Consider the following 20385-nt stretch of genomic DNA (forward strand, 5'->3'; position numbering starts at 1 on the left):
TTTATATTGTTAAAGAACGTTTTGAGTCGCTTTAGCGTCTCAAGGGATGCGAATAATACACCCTTTATTTTTCGAGTCAATACTTTGTTTTAAATTTTCTTTTGGAAGATTTAAAACCGAAGTTTATTTAACTCTGTGAGTAGTTCGTGCCTTGCTATGCTTCGGCGTTTCCCGTCTCAGTGGGGTCGCATTATAGGGAGATCCAAAAACAGATCAACCCTTTTTTTAGATCTTTTTACTGTTCGAACAAAAATAGAACAAAACCACGTAAAACCACATGAAAACCCCTCTAAGATGATGCTTTTTTATGCTCTTATTTATTATTTAATACAAATATCATTGCTATGTTTGATTTAGGCGTTAAGATAGCAAGTTCACAATGTTAAATTAATGTTTATTTCCTGTTTATTGGTAGATCTAAAATGAAATTACCCGATCAAAAATCTTTTATCTTCTCTGTTATTCTTGCTGTAGTTGGTTTTGTTGTTGTTGAGTTTGCTTTAGGCGGCTTAGCTTTAAACCCTGCATTACTATTTGGTGCTGGTTTATTAATAGGTGCGATTGCTATTGCTGCAATATCATCTGATGTGACTGAAGAAGCTGAAGTTAAAACAAAAACGCTTTATGTTGGTAACCTTCCTTATCGTGCAAACGAAGGTGTGGTTCGTGCATTATTTGAAGAACAAGGCAAAGTATTCAATGTTCGTTTATTAAAGGATAAGAATACTGGCAAACGTCGTGGCTTTGGTTTTGTTGAAATGGCGCAAGCTGATGCAGACAATGCAATTGCTAACTTGAACGATAGCGAGTTCCAACAACGTACTTTAAAGGTACGTGAAGCAAAACAAAAACAAGAAGATGATTCTAATGCTCTACGTACTGAGACGGATCAGTCAGTGTAACTAGCTTTACCGCTAGCTTATTGCTAAACACATCAGCCGTTGCATAATATTGCAGCGGCTTTTTTATGTCTGTTTGTTTATCCAAACATAAGTTAAGTTGGTTAAGTAGGAAGTTGACTCTATTTGCTATCGCTACACCTGAATCAAGTAATTTTACATTCCCTTCAAAGTACTGACTAATCGGCCCTGCTAATATCGGAAAGTGCGTACACCCTAGTACAAGTACATCTATAGTTTTATCTATATGTAGTTCATCAAGTACATGATACAACTTATGTGTATCTAAAGAGCCTGTAAAAAAGCATTCCTCAGCTAACGTTACTAATTCAACACTGCTATATAGATTAACGATTACATTACGTGCATGCTCAGTAATTAATGTTTTAGTGTATGAACTGGCGACCGTTGCCGGTGTGGCTAATAAGCCAATATGATTTGAACGTGTTAACTCTGCTGCAGGTTTTATTGCTGGCACAACACCTACTATAGGAATATCCGTAATTTGGCGAACAGCGCTGAGTGCAGATGTAGAAGCTGTATTACACGCTATTACAATTAAATCGACGTTAAGCGTGTTGGCTTTGATGAAATGAATAAGTGAACATAATCGGTTAATTATAGTTTGTTGGGATTGAGCACCATAAGGTAGTAATGCATTATCCATAAAATAGCTGTACTGAGCATTGGGGATACTTTGCTTGATATGTTCAAGTACAGTAGTTCCACCAATACCTGAATCAAAGACCATTATATGCGCTGACAAACTACCGTTCCTACTTTACTTTAAGATCGGCAGTTTGCCATGAGGTTTTTATAAAAGAAAGTAGTTTAACTTTGCGTGGCTTCTAAATCAGTAAGCCTGTCGGCTGCTGAATTTAACTGATTAAGGTTTTCGAACATAGACTTTGTATAATCTACTAACTTATCTATTTGTTCCTGATCTTGATTTAACCATTGGAGAATGCCAGCTAGCTGATTTTGTAATCCAAGCTCACCCGCTTTTTCAAAAGCATTTTTAAGGTCGTCATTAAAAGGGGCTAAACCCTCTGCTACTTGTTTTTCTGGTGCTGGTTTATATTCTTCATAGCTTTTAACTGTTGCTATTGTTTTTGTTTGGCGTAAATCCATAGAAAAAGCCACCAGCTGATCGCTGTCTAAACTCAGCTCTTGCGCTTGTTCAAATGCTTCATCTAAATCACCACCAAAAAAGGTTTTACTTAAATCTTGTAAGTCTTCCATCATCGCATTAATAGCTTCTTGCTCTTGCTCGTTTAAGTCACCATTTACCGACATCGAAAATGATACCTGTCGAGATTGCGATGATGAGCTTGCAAACGACTCACTATTACTATTTTGCTGATAGCCACTTGCCGATTGAGATTCAAATGCATCAGCAAAGCTAATACTTACCTCATCGCCTTCTGCTGTAGTAAATTTATACTCTGCATTACTCGTCATACTGACGTATTGGGCCTGGCTTATATTTACGCTGGCAGGTTGTGGGTTAAATAACGACTCTTCAAACTTATCCAGCCCATTGTAAATTCCCTCTTTGGACTTATTAATGCCCTCTTCCATGTCATCATTAAATACGCCTGTACCTTTGAGTTCATCAACAGCGTCATCAATCCCTATTTGGACTCCTTTGCGCGCATCGCCTAGCATATCTTTGAGCTTTTCGTCATCAGCGCCGTTAGCTTTTGCTTTATTTACAGCACTACTTACAAAATCGAGTACGTTTTTTACTATTTCATCAAAATCAAATAGTGGTTTATCTGCTTTTTTTTCTGCGATAGGTAATCCAAGCTGCTCAGCCATTTTATCGCCAAGCACCTTTGCGGCCAACTCTCGGCCTCGTTGTTGATAGCTATCTTGAGGAGACGTAATTGTAGGTTGCTGTATATCAGCTTTATTATTGAATTTATTGATGTTGTTGTTTGGCGTAAAGCCATAATTACCTATTTTCATGATTCGTCTCCTAAGCGTGCGTAGTTTATTATCGGCTATAACAACAAAAACTAAAGTACAATGTTCAATAAAACAGCATAAATGCTAGCCAAAACTAGACAAATACGCAGCGCTCCCTACAATAGCGCCGATAAACAGATCTTAGATAAGGTAGTAGCGTTAATGGCAGTTATTAAAATAGATACCACACAGTACCAAGCGCAGTTAAGTGAAAAAGAGCAGCGAATTAGTACGCAGTTTCAACGTTTTGGTGTGGAGCAATTAGAAGTATTTAGCTCAGAGCCAACTAACTACCGCCAACGTGCTGAATTTAGAGTATGGCACGACGGTGATGATCTGTTTCACATTATGTTTGATCAACAAACAAAAGAAAAAATCCGTGTTGATACATTTGACCCAGCAGCGCCTCTAGTAGGTGAAATAATGCAGGTGATGATTGAAAATCTTAAGCCTTGTGAAATATTACGCCGTAAGTTATTTCAAATCGATTACCTATCAACGCTAAGCGGTGAAATTTTAGTAAGCTTGCTTTATCACAAACCACTGGATGATGAATGGTTAAGTGAAATTAAAGCACTGAAAGAAAAGCTTAGCAGTAAATACAAAATTGACTTTATAGGTCGTGCTCGCAAACAAAAAGAAGTACTAGGTGATGACTTTGTAACTGAACGTTTAACAGTTAATGGGCAAGAGCTTATTTATCAACAAGTAGAAAATAGCTTTACTCAGCCTAATGCAAAAGTAAATATTAATATGCTGGAGTGGGCACAAGATTTATGTAAACCACTTAAAAATGATTTACTAGAATTGTATTGTGGTAACGGTAACTTTTCAATTGCATTAGCGGGCTGTTTTAATAAAGTATTAGCGACGGAAATATCAAAATCATCTGTTCACTCTGCTCAATACAACATTGCTAAAAACAACGTAGAGAACTTAGATATTATTCGTATGTCGAGTGAAGAGTTTACTCAAGCAATGAATGGCGAGCGTACTTTCTCTCGTTTAGATGGTATTGATTTAAAAAGCTATGACTGCCAAACCATATTAGTTGATCCACCACGCGCGGGCATGGATGAATTAACGTGTGACTTAGTGGCTAACTACGAAAGCATAATTTATATATCCTGCAATCCTGAAACTCTTGAGCGTGACCTTGATCACTTAACACGTACGCATAACGTTAAGCGCTTTGCTATATTTGATCAGTTCCCTTATACGCATCACATTGAGTCGGGCGTTTTCTTACAGCGCAAATAACCAGCCAAAATTAAAGTGCCAGTACTTTTATAAGTGCTGGTATTTGCTCTTCACTAAATACTTGAATACCATTTTTTATTAATAATGCTGTAGTTAAGCCTAGCCCTTCGATTTTTACTCCGTGATGCTTTCCATCATATATTGTATTTCGTCCGCAAGAAGGGCTCGATTCTTTAAGTAGAGCAAAACGAACTTGATTCTTTTTACAGAGTTCTAGCGCTATATTAGCTCCAGTTTGAAACTGTTCTGTTACATCTTCTCCTAAATTAGTAACTACACTCCCCTGTATTATTTCAGCAGGAGCTCTAGGAGTAGGAAGCCCACCAGCGACCTCAGGACAAAACACAATTAATCTATTTTGTTTTTGCCACAAATTAAGCTGTGGATGCAAAATTGCGTGTCCTCTGCCATCGTAGCGAACAGGCTGCCCTAGCAAACAACTCGATACTAATATTTTTTCCATCGCTATATCCTTATAAAGCAAAAAAGCTCCTTAAGGAGCTTTTTTTGTTTTAGCTAAACTTACTTGTTAGCTAAGTAATTTATTAATTTGCTAATGTCTTCAGGTTTAGTAATACCCGACTCACGACCTAGGTTTAATTTGTACTTACCATTTACAATAAAGGTAGGTACGCCACGTAGTGCACCTTTTTCTTTAAAGTAGTCTTGATCGCGTTTCATTTTAGAGCTCAGCGTACGTACCGAGAAGCTTTTAAACAGCTTATCAAACTTATCACCATCAACGCCCTGCGCTACAAATATATCTTTTACATCTGCAAGCTCATTAAATTTAGCGCGCTTTGTATGGATATGATTAAAGATTGCAGAAATAATCTGATCTTTTTGTGGAAGCACTTCAGCTGTCGCCAGTGCTTGGCTCATCATCTGTTGGTTTTCTGGTTCACGTACACCTACAAAATCAACATGGCTCTTTTTAAATTTAACGTTTTTATCAAGCTTAGGCTTAAACTCACCAATTAGTGCTTCCATGTTATTACATGCAGGGCAGTAAAATGAGAAGAACTCTTTAACCTCTGGCTTTTTAGTTGCACGCTCAGAAACTACGTCGTAATGCACGCCTTCTTCATACGTTGCTGCAAAGCTTGTTGCTGCCATAGGAAGTAATATTGCAAGCAAACCTGCTTTAACTAATTTAATCATTATTATACTCCGAAATTTATAGTGCTAATAAAAACGCTACTAACTCATCAAGTTCTTTTTGATTTTTGATGGTGTTGAGGTTTATTTTATATTTATCGTTAACAATAAAAGTAGGTACACCTGTAAGTGCGCCTAATTTTGAATATTTATTCTGTTTGTTTTGCATTGCTTGCTCAGCTGAAATAACAGGCATGCTTGCAATCTCTTGATCAAATGTTGCGCTATCAATACCATTTACTTCAAGTAATTTTTTAACGTCTTTCATTTCAGTTAATGGTGCACGTTGAACATGGATACTTTTAAAAATTTGATCGCTAATACTTTGCGCCTGACCATGCTGCTTAGCAATTAAGTAGGCAAAGCTTAAATTACTTTGTGCTTGTGGTGACACGCCACCTAAAAAGTTAACGTGGTTTTTAATAAACTCAGCGCCTTCTGGCAAGCCTTTTTCAATTGCTTTTGCTACTGGTTCAAACTTAAAGCAATGTGGACAGTAAAATGAGAAAAACTCGGTTACTTGCGGTGACTTGCTTTTGTCTACATCTATAACAGTGTATTGATTATCAACTTCAAACTGTGCAGCAAGTGCTGCAAATGGTAAACATAAAAGTAATAAACTCAGTTTTAATTTTTTAAGCATTTGTATCTCGTTGTACTTGTCTTTAAATAAAATATTACGGCAATAACTTTAACGGTGCTTCTTGCAATGCTGCAAGTTGCTCTTTCAGTGCTAAAATTTGTTGCTCCCAGTATTTGTCATCAGCAAACCATGTAAAGTTCCGCACAAAAGCAGGATCACTCCATCGTTTAGCTACCCATCCCATATAATGAATAATACGCATTGCTCGCAGCGGTTCAATTAATTTGAGTTGAGAGTGATCAAAATCACAAAACTCTTCATACGCATTTACAAGGGTGTCTAACTGTAACAGTTGCGTCGCTCTATCGCCACTGAGCATCATCCATAAATCTTGGATTGCAGGACCTTGGCGGCTGTCATCTAAATCAACAAACATTAGCGCATCACCTGCCCATAAAATATTACCAACGTGGCAGTCACCATGTAAGCGAATACTTTGCACATCTTTATACTGTTTTTGCGCCTGCTCTATCACTAAATCTAAAATAGTATAAAAGGCAGTATTTATTCCCATGGGCACTAAGTTACTTTTTTGAAGATGAACTTTGGCTGTATGCAAATACTCCTCGCAGGTAACTGTTGGCCTGTAAGTAAAAGGTTTTGTTTTAGCTACTTGGTGCATACGGCCAATCAATCGCCCCATTACATCAAGCTGATCTAAATTATCAACCTCAAATAAACGCCCGCCTACACTTGGAAACAACACAAACAAATACCCTTCGTGTTCAAATAAGCTTTGTCCATTATATAAAATAGGGGCAACAACGGGTACTTCTGCATCCGCTAGTTCAAATGCAAAGTCATGCTCTTCTTGAATTTGCTCTTTACTCCAGCGCTCTGGGCGATAAAACTTCACTACGTAACGCAGGCCATCATCCGCTTTAAATTGGTACACTCTGTTCTCATAGCTATTGAGCGCTAATAAACCAGATTCGGCGTACACACCTACGCTTTCTATTGCATCGAGTATTAGATCAGGTGTTAAGTCAATAAAACTAAATTTACTCATACTCTTCTTATATAAAATAAAAGCGGGTTATATACCCGCTTTTGTTAATTGCTATATCAACTTACCTAATTAAGGTAAGTTGCGATTATCGCGCTTTAAAAAAGTTACTCGACTGCGATATTGTCTCATCCGGCTCATCTACCGGTGAAAGCACAAAGTTAAACTCAGTCATCGGCGCCTTCAAATCATAAGGGTCCATTACAAGTGACAATGGTACGTTATGAGATTCCCCTGCCTGCACAGTAAATGACTGCTTACCAATATACTTAAAGTTATCTAACCCTTGTACTTTAATATTAAAGGTTTGCTCGTACTGCGCTTTATTAATTACCTTTAATGTATAGGTGTTCTCTACTAAACCATCAAAATCGACACGATATAATTGGTTTCGGTCACGAATAATATCAAAGTCCATTGTTTTACGCAGTGCTATATTAGCGACAAGCGCTCCCGTAAGCACAACAAGTATGACCGTGTAACCAATAATTTTAGCTCGCAGTGGATTCGTTTTATTTTCTGGGGTTTCGAGATTTCGCTCTGTCGTATATGAAATAAGCCCACGCGGGTATTCCATTTTATCCATTACGCCATCACACGCATCAATACATGCACCACAGTTGATACACTCAGCTTGTAGCCCATTTCTAATATCAATACCTGTTGGGCATACTTGAACGCACAAGTTACAGTCTATACAGTCGCCTAACTCTAAATCTTTATGGTCTACTTTACGTGAACGAGGACCACGGCTTTCACCTCGGCTTTCGTCGTACGTTACGGTGTATGTGTCTTTATCAAACATAGCTGATTGAAAACGGGAGTAAGGACAGATGTGTAAACACATAATTTCTCGCATCCAACCGGCATTACCATAGGTACACGCAGCAAAGAAAATAATACTGACTAGTGCATAACCGCCTACATCAAACGTTACAAAGTCAGGGAGTAACTCCCTTATTGGCGTAAAATAACCCACAAAAGAAATAGCGGTATACAACGAAAACAATACCCAACTAGTATGCTTTGCCGTCTTACGCCAAAACTTATCAAAATTCATGGGTCGTTGATCGAGTTTTTTACGTTGATTAGCCGTGCCTTCAAGCTTTTCTTCGAACCAAATAAAAATAAAAGTCCAAACAGTTTGCGGACATGTATAGCCACACCACACCCGTCCATAGAAGGTGGTCACTAAAAACAACGCAAATGCTGCCAACATAAAGATAAACGCTAATATAGTAAAATCTTGAGGCCATAGCGTTAAACCAAAAATATTGTATTTTTGACCAATTAGATCAAACAGCACAGCTTGCTGGCCATTAAAATTAATCCAAGGTAGTAACATAAACGCAAGCAGGCCTAAAAAGCCAATACGCTGTCTAAGTAATTGATGTAGGCCTTTTACAGCACGCACATAAATACGATTTCGGGGATTGAACCTATCATCTTGACGGCTTAAATCCGGTTTTTGGATTTTCACCTCTACAGGGATATTCTTTACTTTAATTTGCTTGTCCATCGAAGTTCCTCAACGCCGCTTGGAAATAAAAATCCAGCAATACTCAAGTACTCTATACTTAAAGTTAGCAAGTTACTTGCTAGGCATATTTACTTTAATAAATTGCCTTCTCGAATACTTTCAGATATTTCAGAAATATCTGACTGCTGTTAACCATTATAACAATGTTGGTTAAAATTACTGGCATAGATTGCTAATAATTTATTCATCCCAGTTACTTGCTTTTAAAATGCAGTTTATTACACTGCATGGTAATTCAACCCTACTTAGATCAAGGTTTACGTATCCATGAAAAAATTTATTATTTTGGTAGTTGTGATCCTTGCCTTTTTTACAATTGATCACCCACTTATAAAAGAACCTCGCGAAAGGTTACTAGGTGAAGGCATTGGCTTTTTAAGTGATGCAAGCAAGGTCAACAGAAGCCCCGCTGCAAATATGGCGAAAAATAGGATCAGCAGTCAACTTAAACTATCTGAATCTGAAGGTGAATATGTAGAAAAAACGTTTACAACAGATGACTCTGTTCAGTTATTTCACCTACGCTATTGTCGTGAGCGTGACTTAAACCTTTATTTTTATGACGACCGTTTAAATACGGTATGTAAAATAGTGACTGAAGCATTAGAACAAAAGCGAGCAAAGTAGTGGATTTTTCAGGATTAAATAAAAAAGCAAGCGACTCATTTCATAAGCAGCGCAATATGCTCAAGCAATTAGCGCAAGGCAAAACATTAAAGTGTGAGAAGTGTAATGGGGTTTTAACACTTGATTTAGCCACCAGCGAGCCTGGTAAAGGCATAGTAAAGTGCAAACAAGGCTGTACGGATATTATATTAGAGCTAGGCACTTAGATTAAACTAAGCGCCTAGTATTAATAATTACTCTTCCCAACTCTCGTCGGTTATCAAGCCGCTATTAATTGCGACCACTTCAATTAGTTCAGCAAACCCTAATGCAAAGTCACCCATAGATTCATACTGATACTGACACAAAGCTTCTATTGTCATGTTATTTTGTTTGGCAATCTGAGCTATTGCTAGCTGGTCGAGTGCAAAAAAGCTTAGTGTGCTTAACGCACTTTCTAGTGCTTGTTTAAAATCAACGTCTAATTGCGGTGCATTTAACAAAGGTTCTGCATAAGCTTTCGTTGCAACTAAGAAGCCTTTACTCCACGACTTACAAAATTCAGCATCAAATGTGTCTGGTAATTTATATCCAGTTTCGAACACCTGCTCACTAATTTTGTGATAAAGCGCCATAAACAAAAAAAGCATTTCTTCATCTAAATCATTAGCTGTGTTTGGCAATATCTGCTCAAGCCACTCATGCACATCTAATGGGTTGGGCGAACAAATTACACCAAATAAATAGCCTTGGCTTTGTACAAGGGTCATTGCTTGAGATTGGGTATTTAAAAATGAGCTGAGCTGCTTTGCGTGCAACTCAGTAAATTGGGGTATTTGCATTAAAACTCTTTATATTAAAACATTAAAAGTTGAGCGGGTAGCGACCTTGGTTATCTGGTCGGCCTAAAAACTTAACCGCATCATGTACATCTTTAGGTAAGCTGGCATCTGGTTTTACATAACCTGCCACTCTAAAGTCGAAATTAGCTTTAAGTGTAGCATCTGCCTCAAGGCCAAGCGTATTATCTGGGTCAATTAATATAGCAACATCACCCGACTTACAGCTTAACTTACCAGCTAGAGGTCCAATATTAAACCATCCATTTAAACCTTGAACATCAATATTAGGGCTCGCTATTTCACCTTTTAGTGAATCACAATAAGGTGCGCCTGAGCTGTATTCATCAAGTTCTAAAATCACACGCCCTTTAGCGGTAACAGGCAGAGGAAGTTGCACACGTTGCATTGCACGCTCTACAGTGGAGCGTACTAGGGCATCAGTCACTATTACTTTTTTATTAAAAAACCCATAACTTACATCTGCGTAACCCGAAATATCACTGCGTTCTCGTGGGTTACCAAATTTTATGTTCGCATTTAGTTTGCCTGTAAATAATTTCCAGCCTGCAATATCCCAGCGCACATTATTTAACTGTTCACCATCAAAACGAACTTGCATCATTTGACCTTGCCAAACAGTGCCTACAGTTTGGCCTACTTCTAATTGCTTTGGAAAGTACGGTTTTGCTATATCTAGTGCAATATGTGCTGGTAATTTAATAATACAAAACACAATAAAACTAATTAAAAAGACAGCCGATAACGTTATTATTTTTTTCATTAATTAATTCTCTAATACTAAACGGCTTACGCGCACATAGCCTGATTTATCATCGCGACTTAAATCTAAATTTTCAATTTTTAAACCATGCTGATTTACTAGCTCATCTAGCCATTCTATTAACTGATTAAACTCTACTGAGTCAAGCGTCAAACGAAGTGAATCACTACTGGGCTGCATTTTACTAATATTGATTTTATAGCGTCCACGAGTAGAGTTTACCACTTGGCTTAAGTTTGTATTGCTAGCAACACTGGTGTTGCCTGCAGCCTTTAGCTTAACAATACTGTCATCAACCCAAGCTAATAGCTCTTGTTGTTTAATTTGAGATTGCTGTGCTTTTTCTATCGCGTTATTTAATGGCCTAAATATTCCCATTACTAAAACAAAAATAATAAACACGCCACCAGCGACCATTACCAATTGTTGTTCTTGCTCTTTAAGCGAACGCCACTGTTTCATTAACTGCTTTTTCATACTGCACCTCGCAGTTTAATTTCACCTACGACATAATCACCGTCATTATTTAAAGACCCTTGCTCAACAGTTAAACCTTGCTTTTCAAGTATGATTTTTACTTTACCAAAAGTTTGGAAGTCTTTAGCCCGTGCACGAATTCGCAGCTCATTACGACGTTTGTCATAACGAAGTGTTTCAGGTGTAAATTCGCTGACTTGCGAAAATACATCAACCAAATTAGTCGTTAAGTCTAAAAAGCCGGATTCACTTGAGCCTTGTATTTTATCTAACGCGCCTTTAATTTGGCTTTTAATTAGATTAGGGCGAACTTTAGTTCCCGGAAATGCTTTTTGATATCTGTCGACTACTTGAGCTTTAGCTACTTCTACTTGTGTATTAAGTTGGTGTAACTCAATAGCTTTTATTGTAATTGTAGAAACCAATGCAACACTTGCTATAATTGCGGCGCCTTTCCAGTAACCCCACCACAAAGCGCTTTGTTTTTTAAGCTGATACATACCTTGGCGTAAGTTAAAATTAACGCTATCTAACTGTTTTGCAAATAATGCTAAAGGTAAGTCGTAATCGCTTGTTTGGGCTTGTAAGTTAACGCTTTCAGGAAACTGATTAGCAGGACTAAAATGTTTAATGTCGGGGTTACCCATGGCTGATAAATAGCCATTCAACCAACTAGATTCAACCGCACTAATATGCCATTGCCCTTGCTTAAACAACCATTGGTTGTTGAGCTCAATAGTAGTTACGGCGCCATCATCTGCAAGCGGTAACAACAAAGCATCGGGTAATATTCTGTATACTGATAGATTATGCTCAGCAAATAATGCAAGCCATTGTTCAAACCATTCACGGTCTGTCATTGCTACACGAATTGCATGTTGCTCACCAAGCATTGTCGGCTGCGCTACAGCTATAAACAGTTCATCTACGTCACATGCTATATCTTCTTCAAGCATGTATGGCAATGCTTGCTCAAGCTTGCGATTCCATTTTGTTGGCAAAGCGACCGTTTTTAATTGCACTTGATCACTGGGTAATAACACGACAACTTCTCGGGTAAGTGCTTTTTCGCTTAGCTCACTTAAATGCTCTGCATTTGGTAACTCGCCACTGGCTATTATTTCTTGTTCTTGTGGTGAGTAAATTAACCAGTTAAGTAATTCTTGTTCGGTTTGACCCGTGCGGATCAACAGTATTTCTGTCACTGTACGCCTCCAAATTTTCGCGCCAGTATCGTTACGTCGCCGTCTTTAGCGTGCAGTAATGTGGTCATCGAAAAACGCAGGTCGACAAAGTTTGCCTGCGTTTGTAATTTAAAATATTCGCTTTTAATACTAAATAGACTTTTTATTGAGTCAGTATTAGTACCGCCTTGCTGCTTCACCTGTTCAAAAAATTCATCGATGGTGTCAAATCCAGTTTGCGGTCTTGCGCCTAACACCGCTTCTGCGCCAGATAAGCTCAAGCTTTCTATCAAGGCACTGAGTATGAGCGCTTGCTCTGGCATTAATGTATTTACGTTAATTGATAAAAGCGTACTGCCTGGTATTACACATACATATGGCAATACTTTTTCCATCACTAATGGGTTAAAGCCCTTAACTAAACGCAGCTCCGATGTTGAGGCAAATAAACTATTGGCTGTCATATACGGAAAATCTCGTGATAAGTACTCGTCTTCTTCTGCACCTGAGCGATACGTAATACTGTTCTCATCAAGCCAATCAAATACACTATCTGCCATCGTCTCCTCTGATTCGTCAGCAGGTAAATCTTCAATGTTTTCAAGTAATGCAAAGAGCGCTTTGTGTGCAGGGTTTGTTTTACTTGCGCTATTTTCTTCTGGCGCTATGGCTAAAGCATTTAAATTTAAACATGCTTGTAAATCTGTAATTTTGCCACTTAACGTGCCGTTATCAACAGGGTATGAAGCATCTCCTTGAGTTGCCCACACTTGATCGAGTGTTGTTTTATCGGCATCATCTTTTTTACTTTGTATTAGCCCTTTAATAGCAAGCTCTTCTGCACCGTAGGCGTACCATTTAGCTTGTTGGTGACCTTGCAAGTTTGTACTTTTTTGCACTTGAACCATTAAATTAGCACTCATTTCTACTGCTAAAATAGCCGCTAACGCCACAATAAATAAAACAATAACAAGTGCTGCGCCGCGCGATGATTGCTGCTTAACCATTATTCACATCCGTAGTTTGTGTAGCAACAACTTTGCCTTGCCCAGGAACTAAAAATACACGACGAATTGGCTCTGCTTCTATTTGTTGCAACGTAACAGCAACCGCTTTAGGGAGGGCTTTAATTTCCCACTGTTCTTGCCATTCGTTTTTATCATCTAAAAACTCAAACTTAAGTTCTTCAACATTTCCTAACACACGTTGAACTCGCGGCTCCATATTATCAAGCTGATCAACATAAACCCGATAAACACGCTCAAGGTTATCGTCAATCACTCTATAACCAACAGCTTGTAGTTCTGAACGTGGCAATAAGTTAATTGGATTTATCCAGCCATCTCGTACAAACGCGATACCATCGTATTGGCTTTCTAAAACGTAACGACCAGCAAGTAAATATTGTTCTTGAACATCACCCGACTCATTGCGAACTGCGCGTTTGGTCATTTGGCTAAAATCTTGATCCATTAATCTAAATGTTGTTTGCAATCCATTTAGCTCAGCAATTTTTTCATCGGAGGCATCTTTTGCTCTTGTTGTCGTCTCGAGTATTTGATGAGTAGCAATAATAACAAAAGCTAAAATACCCAGTGCAACCATAACTTCAAGTAATGTAAACCCGCGCTGCTTCACTTACTTTTTGCCTTTATTTAAATACGTTGATAACTCATATGCTGAATGCTCATATTTTTCATCCGTAAAAACATTTATGGTTAGTTTTACAAAGCTTTTGTCAGCAGTGGCTGTAACTTCTTGCTGCCAAAACCATTCAACACCGCCCATTACTTCGCTGCCTTTAAGGTTATTTTTACCTTGCCATTGTTCGCCTTTAGTACGCTGTTCAATAATAACGTTTTCGGCGACCCAAGATGCATAGGTTTGCTCTTCAATAGTCGTTAAGTGGTGTATATGCTCGCTTGTTGCTTGCATTGCAGCTATACCCGCCATGGCACAAATACTTAATGCCACTAACACCTCTAATAAGGTAAACCCTTTAGTGCGCTTCATTATTCTGGCTCTCGGCGAAAGTTTACTGGTGCAGTAAATTCACCTTCAATGTAATACACAGGCTCGCTTTGCTCTTTTAACTCTAATATAAGTTGAAACGCGCTTACCTCACCTGATGACAAAATAAGTACTTGTGGGATTTTTAACTTTTTAAGCTCAAGTAAACTGTCTTCATCGCCGCCACTCATAAGCTCGCGCCAGTTAGATTGCTCTAAGAGGTTATCTTGCGCCCACGCTAAATCTTCTAAGTTAAGAGTGAGCTTTAATCTTTCGTCTAATTCTATTGGTTTAAAAAGATCTTCACGGTCAAAAGTAATCCACTTTTCACCATCGAAAACTAAATACTCTAATGTATTTTCTTCTACTAATAAGCCCAATTCAACTTGGTTTAAAATAGCAAATTCCGATGCCATATTAATGGTGGTATGCAGCCTTAGTGCTTGAGTATCTAACTCCTCCTCAGCACCGCCTTCTAAGCTATATACCACCATTTTGGTGGCAAAAGCGATGATCACTAATACCACTAAAATTTCTATTAAACTAAAGCCTCTGCTTTTTGCATGGCGCTGCTTAAGGCTTGCTTTCATAGCAAGCCTCTAGCATTAACATGTTCATACAGAACGGTGTACTTAGGCATTATTGTTTTTCTTCGTCCCAGTTACCGATATCGTCATCAGTACCTGCTTCACCGTCTGGGCCCATAGAAAAAATATCAAACTTGCCAATTTCACCTGGGCTAATTAACTGATAAGTATTACCCCAAGGATCTTCTGGTAATTCATTAATAAAGCCACCATCAGGGAAACGTTTTGGAACCGGTTCAATGCTTGTTTGGGTAACTAGCGCTTCAAGACCTTGCTCTGTGCTTGGGTAGCTCTTATTTTTAAGCTTGTATAAGCTCATTGCATCTTCTAATTGCTGGATATCTAGATGTGCTTTATCAATAGCAGCCTCTTCTTGCTGACCCATAATGTTAGGTGCAACAATTGACATAATCATCCCGATGATAACCAGTACCACCATCACTTCTAGTAAAGAAAAACCTGATTGTTTATTCACGTAATTACCTCATTATTCTAAAAACATTTAAGTAAAAATGGTTTAGGTAAAACCATTAATATATTTAAAAATTTATTCTAACTTAAAGTCCAACAGCTTTATTCATCGCCATTATTGGCTGCAATATTGCCATTACTATAAATAATACAATAACCGCCATTGAGGCGATCATCGCAGGCTCTAGTAGTTTAAGCGATACATTAACCATGCTCTCAAATTCGCGATCTTGGTTATTTGCAGCACGCTCTAACATTTGCTCTAGTTCACCTGATTTTTCACCACTTGCTATCATATGCAGCATCATTGGTGGAAACAACTTAGTTTGCTGAAGTGCAGCTCTTAAGCTTGCACCCTCACTCACTCTGTCGGATGCATCTGCAACCGCTTTTTTAATTTTTTCGTTGATTAATACGCCACCCGAGATACGCATTCCTTCAAGTAATGGTACCGAGCTTGACGATAAAATACTTAAAGTACGCGCAAAACGTGCGGTGTTAATACCACGAGCCACTTTACCTATACCTGGCATATGTAGCACTCGGTCATCCCACCAAAAACGTATTTTAGGCTGCTTAAGTGCATGCTTAATACCAATGGCTATAGCTGTAATCGCTATTAAACTAATAAACCAATAATTTTGCACAAAATGGCTGCCAGCCATAACCCATTCGGTTGTCCAAGGAAGTACTTGTTTCGTTTTTTCAAACGTTTTTAATATTTTTGGTACTACGGTGCCCAGTAATACCGACACAATACCAATTGCAAATACCACTAATATAATAGGGTAAACCATAGCCTGAGTTATTTGGCTACGCATATGTTGGCGCTGCTCGGTATAGTCGGCTAAACGATTAAGAACTTGGTCAAGGTGCCCCGACTTTTCGCCTGCGGCTACCATTGCACGATATAAATCGTCAAAAACATGAGGAAACTCACTAAGACCATCGGCAAGGGTGTAACCTTCAACTACTTTTGAGCGTACCGACATAAGCATCCGCTTTAAACGCGGCTTTTCGCATTGCTCAGCAACCGCCATAACAGCGCCTTCAACAGGAAGTGCCGATTGAATAAGTGTTGCTAATTGCCTTGTAATTAATGCTAAGTCTGAGGTTGAAATTGTCGGCTTAAAAAAGCCACCGAGTAAAGGGGCTTTTTCGCCTTTGACCTGTTTATCACTTTGCGCCGCAGGAACAACTTCAAGCGGCGTTAGTTTTTGATCACGTAAAGTTTGGCGGATTTGTTTAGCCGTATCAGCTTCTAAAATGCCTTTTTTTTCTTTACCTCGGCCATCTAAGGCACGATATTCAAACGCCGCCATAGTTAACCTTCCTCACGGGTAACACGCAATACTTCTTCAAGTGTTGTTTTGCCTGCCAGTACACGGCTACACCCATCTTGACGAATACTTGGGCTGCGCTTACGAATGTATTTTTCTACGCTTTGCTCGCCTTTACCGTTGTGAATCATTTCGCGTATGGTTTCATCAACTACAAGTAACTCGTGAATACCGGTACGACCACGGTAACCATTAAAGTTACACTCTTCACACCCCACCGCTCGATAGATTGTCGGTTGGCTTTCAAAAGGAACCCCTAACAGCTGGCATTCATGCTCATCAGCCGTGTGACCCTCTTTACAGGTATTACATAACGTACGTACTAAACGCTGTGATAACACACCGAGTAACGACGATGAAAGTAAGAATGGTTCAACACCCATATCTTCCATACGTGTAATTGCACCCGATGCAGTATTAGTATGCAGAGTAGACATAACAAGGTGACCGGTAAGTGACGCTTGAACACCAATTTGCGCAGTTTCAAGATCGCGTATTTCACCCACCATTACTACATCAGGATCTTGACGTAATATTGCACGTAAACCACGAGCAAATGTCATATCAACTTTTGCATTAACTTGAGTTTGGCCTATGCCTGGAATTTCGTACTCTATCGGATCTTCAACAGTAAGAATATTACGATCGCGTGAGTTAATTTGACTCATACCAGCATATAGAGTGGTACTTTTACCAGAACCTGTTGGTCCTGTTACTAAAATAATTCCGTGAGGTTTACTAATTAAATCTGAAAACAATGCACGATTTTCTGCAGTCATACCTAAGTCTTCTAGGTTTAAACGCGCGTTATTTTTATCAAGTAAACGTAGCACCACACGCTCACCAAAGCTCGATGGCATTGTTGATACACGCACATCAACTGCACGTCCGGCAATACGTAAACTAATACGGCCATCTTGTGGGATACGTTTTTCGGCTATATCAAGCTTAGCCATTACTTTAATACGAGATACAAGTAACGACGCAAGTTTCCGATTAGGCTTAAGGACTTCTTTAAGTACGCCATCGACCCTAAAGCGAATAACAAGCTCTTGCTCGAAGGTTTCGATATGAATATCAGAAGCCCCTTCTTTAATCGCTTCGCTAAGCATGGCATTAATAAGCTTGATTATTGGCGCGTCATCGTCACCAGCAAGTAAATCTTCAGTTTGCGGGAGCTCATCAGCAAGTGAGAATAAATCAACCTCGTTGCCAATATCCTCCATCATTTGTTGCGTTTCAGAGCTATCACGTTGGTATGACGCTTCAAGCAATAGCTCAAATTTATCATCATCCAATTGCTCAAGGGTAAAACCATGGCCTGCGATACGGCGTACTTCTAATAGTACTTCAACATCTAGCTCACCACGGTAGTAAACTATACGATGATCTTTGTTTTTACCAAGCAACACACCTGCGCGTCTTGCATAGGAAAATGGCAAACGCTTTGCTGGTAACTCAACTAACACATCACTCGTTAATAGCTCATCCTGATTATGCGTTTGAGGATGAACCACATCTTGGTTTATCTCTTGAATCGCATTAGTCATCTTTACGCTCTTGTGCATTTTGTTTACGTAGAGACTCTTCATACGTAGGTGGAAGTACTAATTCGTCATTCCACTCAGGTAAAATAGGCGTATCAGTCATTGGCATTAACTCAATACCATCTTCTTTTTGCTTAAACTGCTCACCACGAATAAAGTTATATTTATTAAAGCTTAACTTATTCATGCTTACACCATCACGAATAATGGTTGGTCGAATAAACACAATAAGATTACGCTTACGGCGTGTTGTGTTTGTTGATCTAAACAAATGACCTAAAATAGGAATATCGCCTAATAACGGCACCTTAGAAACACTTTCTTGTACGTCTTCGTCAATTAAGCCACCCAGTACAACCATACCGCCATCATCGGCCATAACCGTTGTTTTGATTGCACGTTTATTAACTGAAATATCAACAGCAGTTGCACCACTTACACTTGATACTTCTTGCTCAATTGTAAGCTGTACTGCAGAGCCATCGTTAATCTGTGGCGTAACTATCAGTTTAATACCGACTTCTTGACGCTCAACCGTTTGAAATGGGTTAGCATTATTACTGCCCGTTTGTGAGCCTGTAATAATAGGCACTTCTTGACCGACTAAAATAGAAGCTTCTTCGTTATCCATTGTAGTAATAGAAGGGGTAGCCAATATATTTGAATTTGTATCAGTGGCAACAGCCTGAATAATTGCGCCCCAATCATTTTTAACAACGCCCAGCGCTAAACCATTAATGCCACTAAGTAAGGAGGCTAATGGACCATAATCACCTTCTGTTGTTTCCGTATATGGCGTTACAGTACCAGATTCTGTTCCTATTATATTTTTAGTAACAGTTACATCTTGTGCTTGCTCTGCAGCAACAGCTAACGAGCCCACGGGAACCGTAGTGCCGTTGTTAAACTGCAGCATACCGCCTTGCTCAGAAATCCATTGCAGGCCTAAGTTAACCCCGTCACCTTCCATTACTTCAATAATAATGGCTTCTACAAGTACTTGTGCACGGCGAATATCAAGACGTTCAATTACCGACTCAAGCGAGCGCATTGTGTCTGGCTGTGCGGTAATAATTAATGAGTTTGAGTCAGGGTGAGCTTCTATACTGCTTTCGTTGTTACTTCTGCTACGAGTCTTAGTGGTACCGCCTTGTGCATCTTCAACAAGTGACTTACTTACGCCTTGCAGTACTTTTACTAAATCTTCAGCTTTAGCATAATTTAGGTAAAACACTTTGGTATTACCTTGGCTTTCTAATTCGCCATCTAAGCGCTTAATAAGCTCTATGGCACGTGTACGTGCTTGGCTTTCACCACTTACAATAACGCTATTAGTTCGGCCATCAGCGACTACTTTTGGAATTAAAAACTCAGGTACGCTGCCTTTGCCGCTGTCTTTATAAATATTGTCTACCACAGAGACAACATCATCTGCTGTTGCATATTTAAGCTTAACAATGTCTACACGCTTATCACCCGCCTGATCAACAGAGCGAATAATCTCAACTAAGCGATTAACCGATGCAGCATGCCCCGTTAACATCATTACGTTAGCCGCATTAAAGTTAGCAACATGGCCGCCATCTTTTTGATCGCTAAATTGACGAACTAAAGGGCCTAGTTCTTGTACGCTCACATTTTTGACACGTACAACACGTGTAATCATCATATCGCCGCTAGCTTCGTTACCTTCGGTAATAAGTGGCACATTTGATTTTTTGGCGTCTGAACTTTTTTCTACCTTAAGAATGCCATTGTCCATTTCAACAGCTGAGTAGCCATAAACTTCCAATACATTTAAGAAGAACTGGTAATAAAGCGCTTCGTCCATTAACTCATAGCTGCGAACATTTACTTTGCCGCGCACGTTAGGGTCAATAATCACTGTTTTATTAAGGTTTTTACCAACAATATTAATAAACTCGTTGATATCAGTTCCTTTAAAGTTAGCAGCATATTCAACAGCAGAAACAGACAAAGAAATACTTGCCGCCAAAAAAAGTGCTGCGTACTTAGCTAACCCTTTTTTAATTTTTTTGAGGTGTAGCACCTGAACCATTATA

General features: G+C 38.9%; 23 protein-coding genes. 4 read left to right on the forward strand and 19 right to left on the reverse strand.

Annotated features, from left to right (window positions below; translation table 11 throughout):
- Positions 1 to 422 precede the first annotated feature (422 nt).
- Positions 423 to 902 carry an RNA-binding protein gene (locus tag H5088_RS19505; RefSeq protein ID WP_024596401.1) on the forward strand — a complete coding sequence of 160 codons (480 nt, stop codon included), beginning with the start codon at positions 423 to 425 and terminating at the stop codon, positions 900 to 902.
- Here H5088_RS19505 and murI read toward each other — a convergent pair.
- Positions 865 to 1665 carry a glutamate racemase gene (gene murI, locus H5088_RS19510; RefSeq protein WP_182754317.1) on the reverse strand — a complete coding sequence of 267 codons (801 nt, stop codon included), beginning with the start codon at positions 1663 to 1665 and terminating at the stop codon, positions 865 to 867. The genes H5088_RS19505 and murI overlap by 38 nt on opposite strands.
- Positions 1666 to 1730: 65 nt before the next feature.
- Positions 1731 to 2870, reverse strand: a complete 1140-nt coding sequence (locus H5088_RS19515; RefSeq protein WP_182197436.1) for a DUF5610 domain-containing protein — start codon at positions 2868 to 2870, stop codon at positions 1731 to 1733.
- Positions 2871 to 3032: 162 nt separating this feature from the next.
- On the opposite strand from H5088_RS19515, the gene trmA reads away from it, so the two are divergent.
- Positions 3033 to 4130, forward strand: a complete 1098-nt coding sequence (gene trmA / locus H5088_RS19520; RefSeq protein ID WP_154904185.1) for a tRNA (uridine(54)-C5)-methyltransferase TrmA — start codon at positions 3033 to 3035, stop codon at positions 4128 to 4130.
- Between the two features lie 10 nt (positions 4131 to 4140).
- Here the strand turns inward: trmA and H5088_RS19525 are convergent, their stop codons facing one another.
- The 5 genes from H5088_RS19525 to ccoG form a co-directional block, all read right to left on the reverse strand.
- Positions 4141 to 4593 carry a DUF523 domain-containing protein gene (locus H5088_RS19525; protein WP_002962057.1) on the reverse strand — a complete coding sequence of 151 codons (453 nt, stop codon included), beginning with the start codon at positions 4591 to 4593 and terminating at the stop codon, positions 4141 to 4143.
- 59 nt (positions 4594 to 4652) lie between these two features.
- A complete protein-coding gene (locus H5088_RS19530; RefSeq protein ID WP_154904186.1) occupies positions 4653 to 5291 on the reverse strand; it encodes a thiol:disulfide interchange protein DsbA/DsbL in 639 nt (212 codons plus the stop codon).
- A gap of 16 nt (positions 5292 to 5307) precedes the next feature.
- Complete coding sequence (locus tag H5088_RS19535; RefSeq protein ID WP_002962054.1) at positions 5308 to 5931, reverse strand: thiol:disulfide interchange protein DsbA/DsbL; 624 nt, start codon at positions 5929 to 5931, stop codon at positions 5308 to 5310.
- Positions 5932 to 5965: 34 nt separating this feature from the next.
- Entirely contained in the window at positions 5966 to 6940 is a 975-nt protein-coding gene (locus tag H5088_RS19540) for a serine/threonine protein kinase (protein ID WP_024596396.1), read from the reverse strand.
- A gap of 85 nt (positions 6941 to 7025) precedes the next feature.
- Positions 7026 to 8456 (reverse strand): cytochrome c oxidase accessory protein CcoG, encoded by a 1431-nt coding sequence (gene ccoG, locus H5088_RS19545; protein ID WP_002962052.1) that lies wholly within the window; start codon positions 8454 to 8456, stop codon positions 7026 to 7028.
- A gap of 288 nt (positions 8457 to 8744) precedes the next feature.
- Between ccoG and H5088_RS19550 the strand changes: the two genes are divergently transcribed.
- Together H5088_RS19550 and H5088_RS19555 are read left to right on the forward strand one after the other, a co-directional pair.
- The gene (locus tag H5088_RS19550) at positions 8745 to 9104 is read left to right on the forward strand and encodes a hypothetical protein (RefSeq protein ID WP_002962051.1); all 360 of its coding nucleotides are present in this window, start codon (positions 8745 to 8747) and stop codon (positions 9102 to 9104) included.
- The gene (locus H5088_RS19555) at positions 9104 to 9310 is read left to right on the forward strand and encodes a hypothetical protein (RefSeq protein WP_002962050.1); all 207 of its coding nucleotides are present in this window, start codon (positions 9104 to 9106) and stop codon (positions 9308 to 9310) included. The genes H5088_RS19550 and H5088_RS19555 overlap by 1 nt, the downstream gene beginning before the upstream one ends.
- A 27-nt stretch (positions 9311 to 9337) precedes the next feature.
- Here the strand turns inward: H5088_RS19555 and H5088_RS19560 are convergent, their stop codons facing one another.
- From H5088_RS19560 to gspD, 12 genes are all read right to left on the reverse strand, one after another.
- Positions 9338 to 9925: a UPF0149 family protein gene (locus tag H5088_RS19560; protein WP_024596395.1), complete on the reverse strand. Its 588-nt coding sequence runs from the start codon at positions 9923 to 9925 to the stop codon at positions 9338 to 9340.
- A gap of 22 nt (positions 9926 to 9947) precedes the next feature.
- On the reverse strand, positions 9948 to 10706 hold the full coding sequence (locus tag H5088_RS19565) for a type II secretion system protein N (RefSeq protein ID WP_002962047.1): 759 nt from the start codon (positions 10704 to 10706) through the stop codon (positions 9948 to 9950).
- 3 nt (positions 10707 to 10709) lie between these two features.
- Positions 10710 to 11183 (reverse strand): type II secretion system protein GspM, encoded by a 474-nt coding sequence (gene gspM, locus H5088_RS19570; protein WP_024596393.1) that lies wholly within the window; start codon positions 11181 to 11183, stop codon positions 10710 to 10712.
- Positions 11180 to 12388: a type II secretion system protein GspL gene (gene gspL, locus H5088_RS19575; RefSeq protein ID WP_182754320.1), complete on the reverse strand. Its 1209-nt coding sequence runs from the start codon at positions 12386 to 12388 to the stop codon at positions 11180 to 11182. Before gspL ends, gspM begins: the two co-directional genes overlap by 4 nt.
- Positions 12385 to 13374: a type II secretion system minor pseudopilin GspK gene (gspK, locus tag H5088_RS19580; protein ID WP_002962042.1), complete on the reverse strand. Its 990-nt coding sequence runs from the start codon at positions 13372 to 13374 to the stop codon at positions 12385 to 12387. Before gspK ends, gspL begins: the two co-directional genes overlap by 4 nt.
- On the reverse strand, positions 13367 to 14005 hold the full coding sequence (gspJ, locus tag H5088_RS19585; RefSeq protein WP_024605965.1) for a type II secretion system minor pseudopilin GspJ: 639 nt from the start codon (positions 14003 to 14005) through the stop codon (positions 13367 to 13369). Before gspJ ends, gspK begins: the two co-directional genes overlap by 8 nt.
- The gene (gspI, locus tag H5088_RS19590; protein ID WP_002962039.1) at positions 14006 to 14380 is read right to left on the reverse strand and encodes a type II secretion system minor pseudopilin GspI; all 375 of its coding nucleotides are present in this window, start codon (positions 14378 to 14380) and stop codon (positions 14006 to 14008) included.
- On the reverse strand, positions 14380 to 14967 hold the full coding sequence (locus H5088_RS19595) for a Tfp pilus assembly protein FimT/FimU (protein ID WP_039488557.1): 588 nt from the start codon (positions 14965 to 14967) through the stop codon (positions 14380 to 14382). Before H5088_RS19595 ends, gspI begins: the two co-directional genes overlap by 1 nt.
- A 49-nt stretch (positions 14968 to 15016) precedes the next feature.
- A complete protein-coding gene (gene gspG, locus H5088_RS19600; RefSeq protein WP_002962036.1) occupies positions 15017 to 15439 on the reverse strand; it encodes a type II secretion system major pseudopilin GspG in 423 nt (140 codons plus the stop codon).
- 82 nt (positions 15440 to 15521) lie between these two features.
- Positions 15522 to 16757 carry a type II secretion system inner membrane protein GspF gene (gspF, locus tag H5088_RS19605; protein ID WP_002962033.1) on the reverse strand — a complete coding sequence of 412 codons (1236 nt, stop codon included), beginning with the start codon at positions 16755 to 16757 and terminating at the stop codon, positions 15522 to 15524.
- Between the two features lie 2 nt (positions 16758 to 16759).
- The gene (gene gspE, locus H5088_RS19610) at positions 16760 to 18325 is read right to left on the reverse strand and encodes a type II secretion system ATPase GspE (RefSeq protein WP_002962032.1); all 1566 of its coding nucleotides are present in this window, start codon (positions 18323 to 18325) and stop codon (positions 16760 to 16762) included.
- Positions 18318 to 20381 (reverse strand): type II secretion system secretin GspD, encoded by a 2064-nt coding sequence (gene gspD, locus H5088_RS19615; protein ID WP_182754323.1) that lies wholly within the window; start codon positions 20379 to 20381, stop codon positions 18318 to 18320. The genes gspE and gspD overlap by 8 nt, the downstream gene beginning before the upstream one ends.
- Positions 20382 to 20385: the final 4 nt, after the last annotated feature.

This window comes from Pseudoalteromonas sp. SR43-3, from assembly GCF_014163875.1.
In the GTDB taxonomy this organism is placed as follows: Bacteria; Pseudomonadota; Gammaproteobacteria; order Enterobacterales; family Alteromonadaceae; genus Pseudoalteromonas; species Pseudoalteromonas distincta.

Bases quoted from the DNA above. Each gene is read 5' to 3' on its own strand.
- H5088_RS19505 (WP_024596401.1), top strand. From the start codon at position 423: ATGAAATTACCCGATCAAAAATCTTTTATCTTCTCTGTTATTCTTGCT.
- H5088_RS19515 (WP_182197436.1), bottom strand. From the start codon at position 2,870: ATGAAAATAGGTAATTATGGCTTTACGCCAAACAACAACATCAATAAA.
- trmA (WP_154904185.1), top strand. From the start codon at position 3,033: ATGGCAGTTATTAAAATAGATACCACACAGTACCAAGCGCAGTTAAGT.
- H5088_RS19525 (WP_002962057.1), bottom strand. From the start codon at position 4,593: ATGGAAAAAATATTAGTATCGAGTTGTTTGCTAGGGCAGCCTGTTCGC.
- H5088_RS19530 (WP_154904186.1), bottom strand. From the start codon at position 5,291: ATGATTAAATTAGTTAAAGCAGGTTTGCTTGCAATATTACTTCCTATG.
- H5088_RS19535 (WP_002962054.1), bottom strand. From the start codon at position 5,931: ATGCTTAAAAAATTAAAACTGAGTTTATTACTTTTATGTTTACCATTT.
- H5088_RS19540 (WP_024596396.1), bottom strand. From the start codon at position 6,940: ATGAGTAAATTTAGTTTTATTGACTTAACACCTGATCTAATACTCGAT.
- ccoG (WP_002962052.1), bottom strand. From the start codon at position 8,456: ATGGACAAGCAAATTAAAGTAAAGAATATCCCTGTAGAGGTGAAAATC.
- H5088_RS19550 (WP_002962051.1), top strand. From the start codon at position 8,745: ATGAAAAAATTTATTATTTTGGTAGTTGTGATCCTTGCCTTTTTTACA.
- H5088_RS19560 (WP_024596395.1), bottom strand. From the start codon at position 9,925: ATGCAAATACCCCAATTTACTGAGTTGCACGCAAAGCAGCTCAGCTCA.
- H5088_RS19565 (WP_002962047.1), bottom strand. From the start codon at position 10,706: ATGAAAAAAATAATAACGTTATCGGCTGTCTTTTTAATTAGTTTTATT.
- gspM (WP_024596393.1), bottom strand. From the start codon at position 11,183: ATGAAAAAGCAGTTAATGAAACAGTGGCGTTCGCTTAAAGAGCAAGAA.
- gspK (WP_002962042.1), bottom strand. From the start codon at position 13,374: ATGGTTAAGCAGCAATCATCGCGCGGCGCAGCACTTGTTATTGTTTTA.
- gspI (WP_002962039.1), bottom strand. From the start codon at position 14,380: ATGAAGCGCACTAAAGGGTTTACCTTATTAGAGGTGTTAGTGGCATTA.
- H5088_RS19595 (WP_039488557.1), bottom strand. From the start codon at position 14,967: ATGAAAGCAAGCCTTAAGCAGCGCCATGCAAAAAGCAGAGGCTTTAGT.
- gspF (WP_002962033.1), bottom strand. From the start codon at position 16,757: ATGGCGGCGTTTGAATATCGTGCCTTAGATGGCCGAGGTAAAGAAAAA.
- gspE (WP_002962032.1), bottom strand. From the start codon at position 18,325: ATGACTAATGCGATTCAAGAGATAAACCAAGATGTGGTTCATCCTCAA.
- gspD (WP_182754323.1), bottom strand. From the start codon at position 20,381: ATGGTTCAGGTGCTACACCTCAAAAAAATTAAAAAAGGGTTAGCTAAG.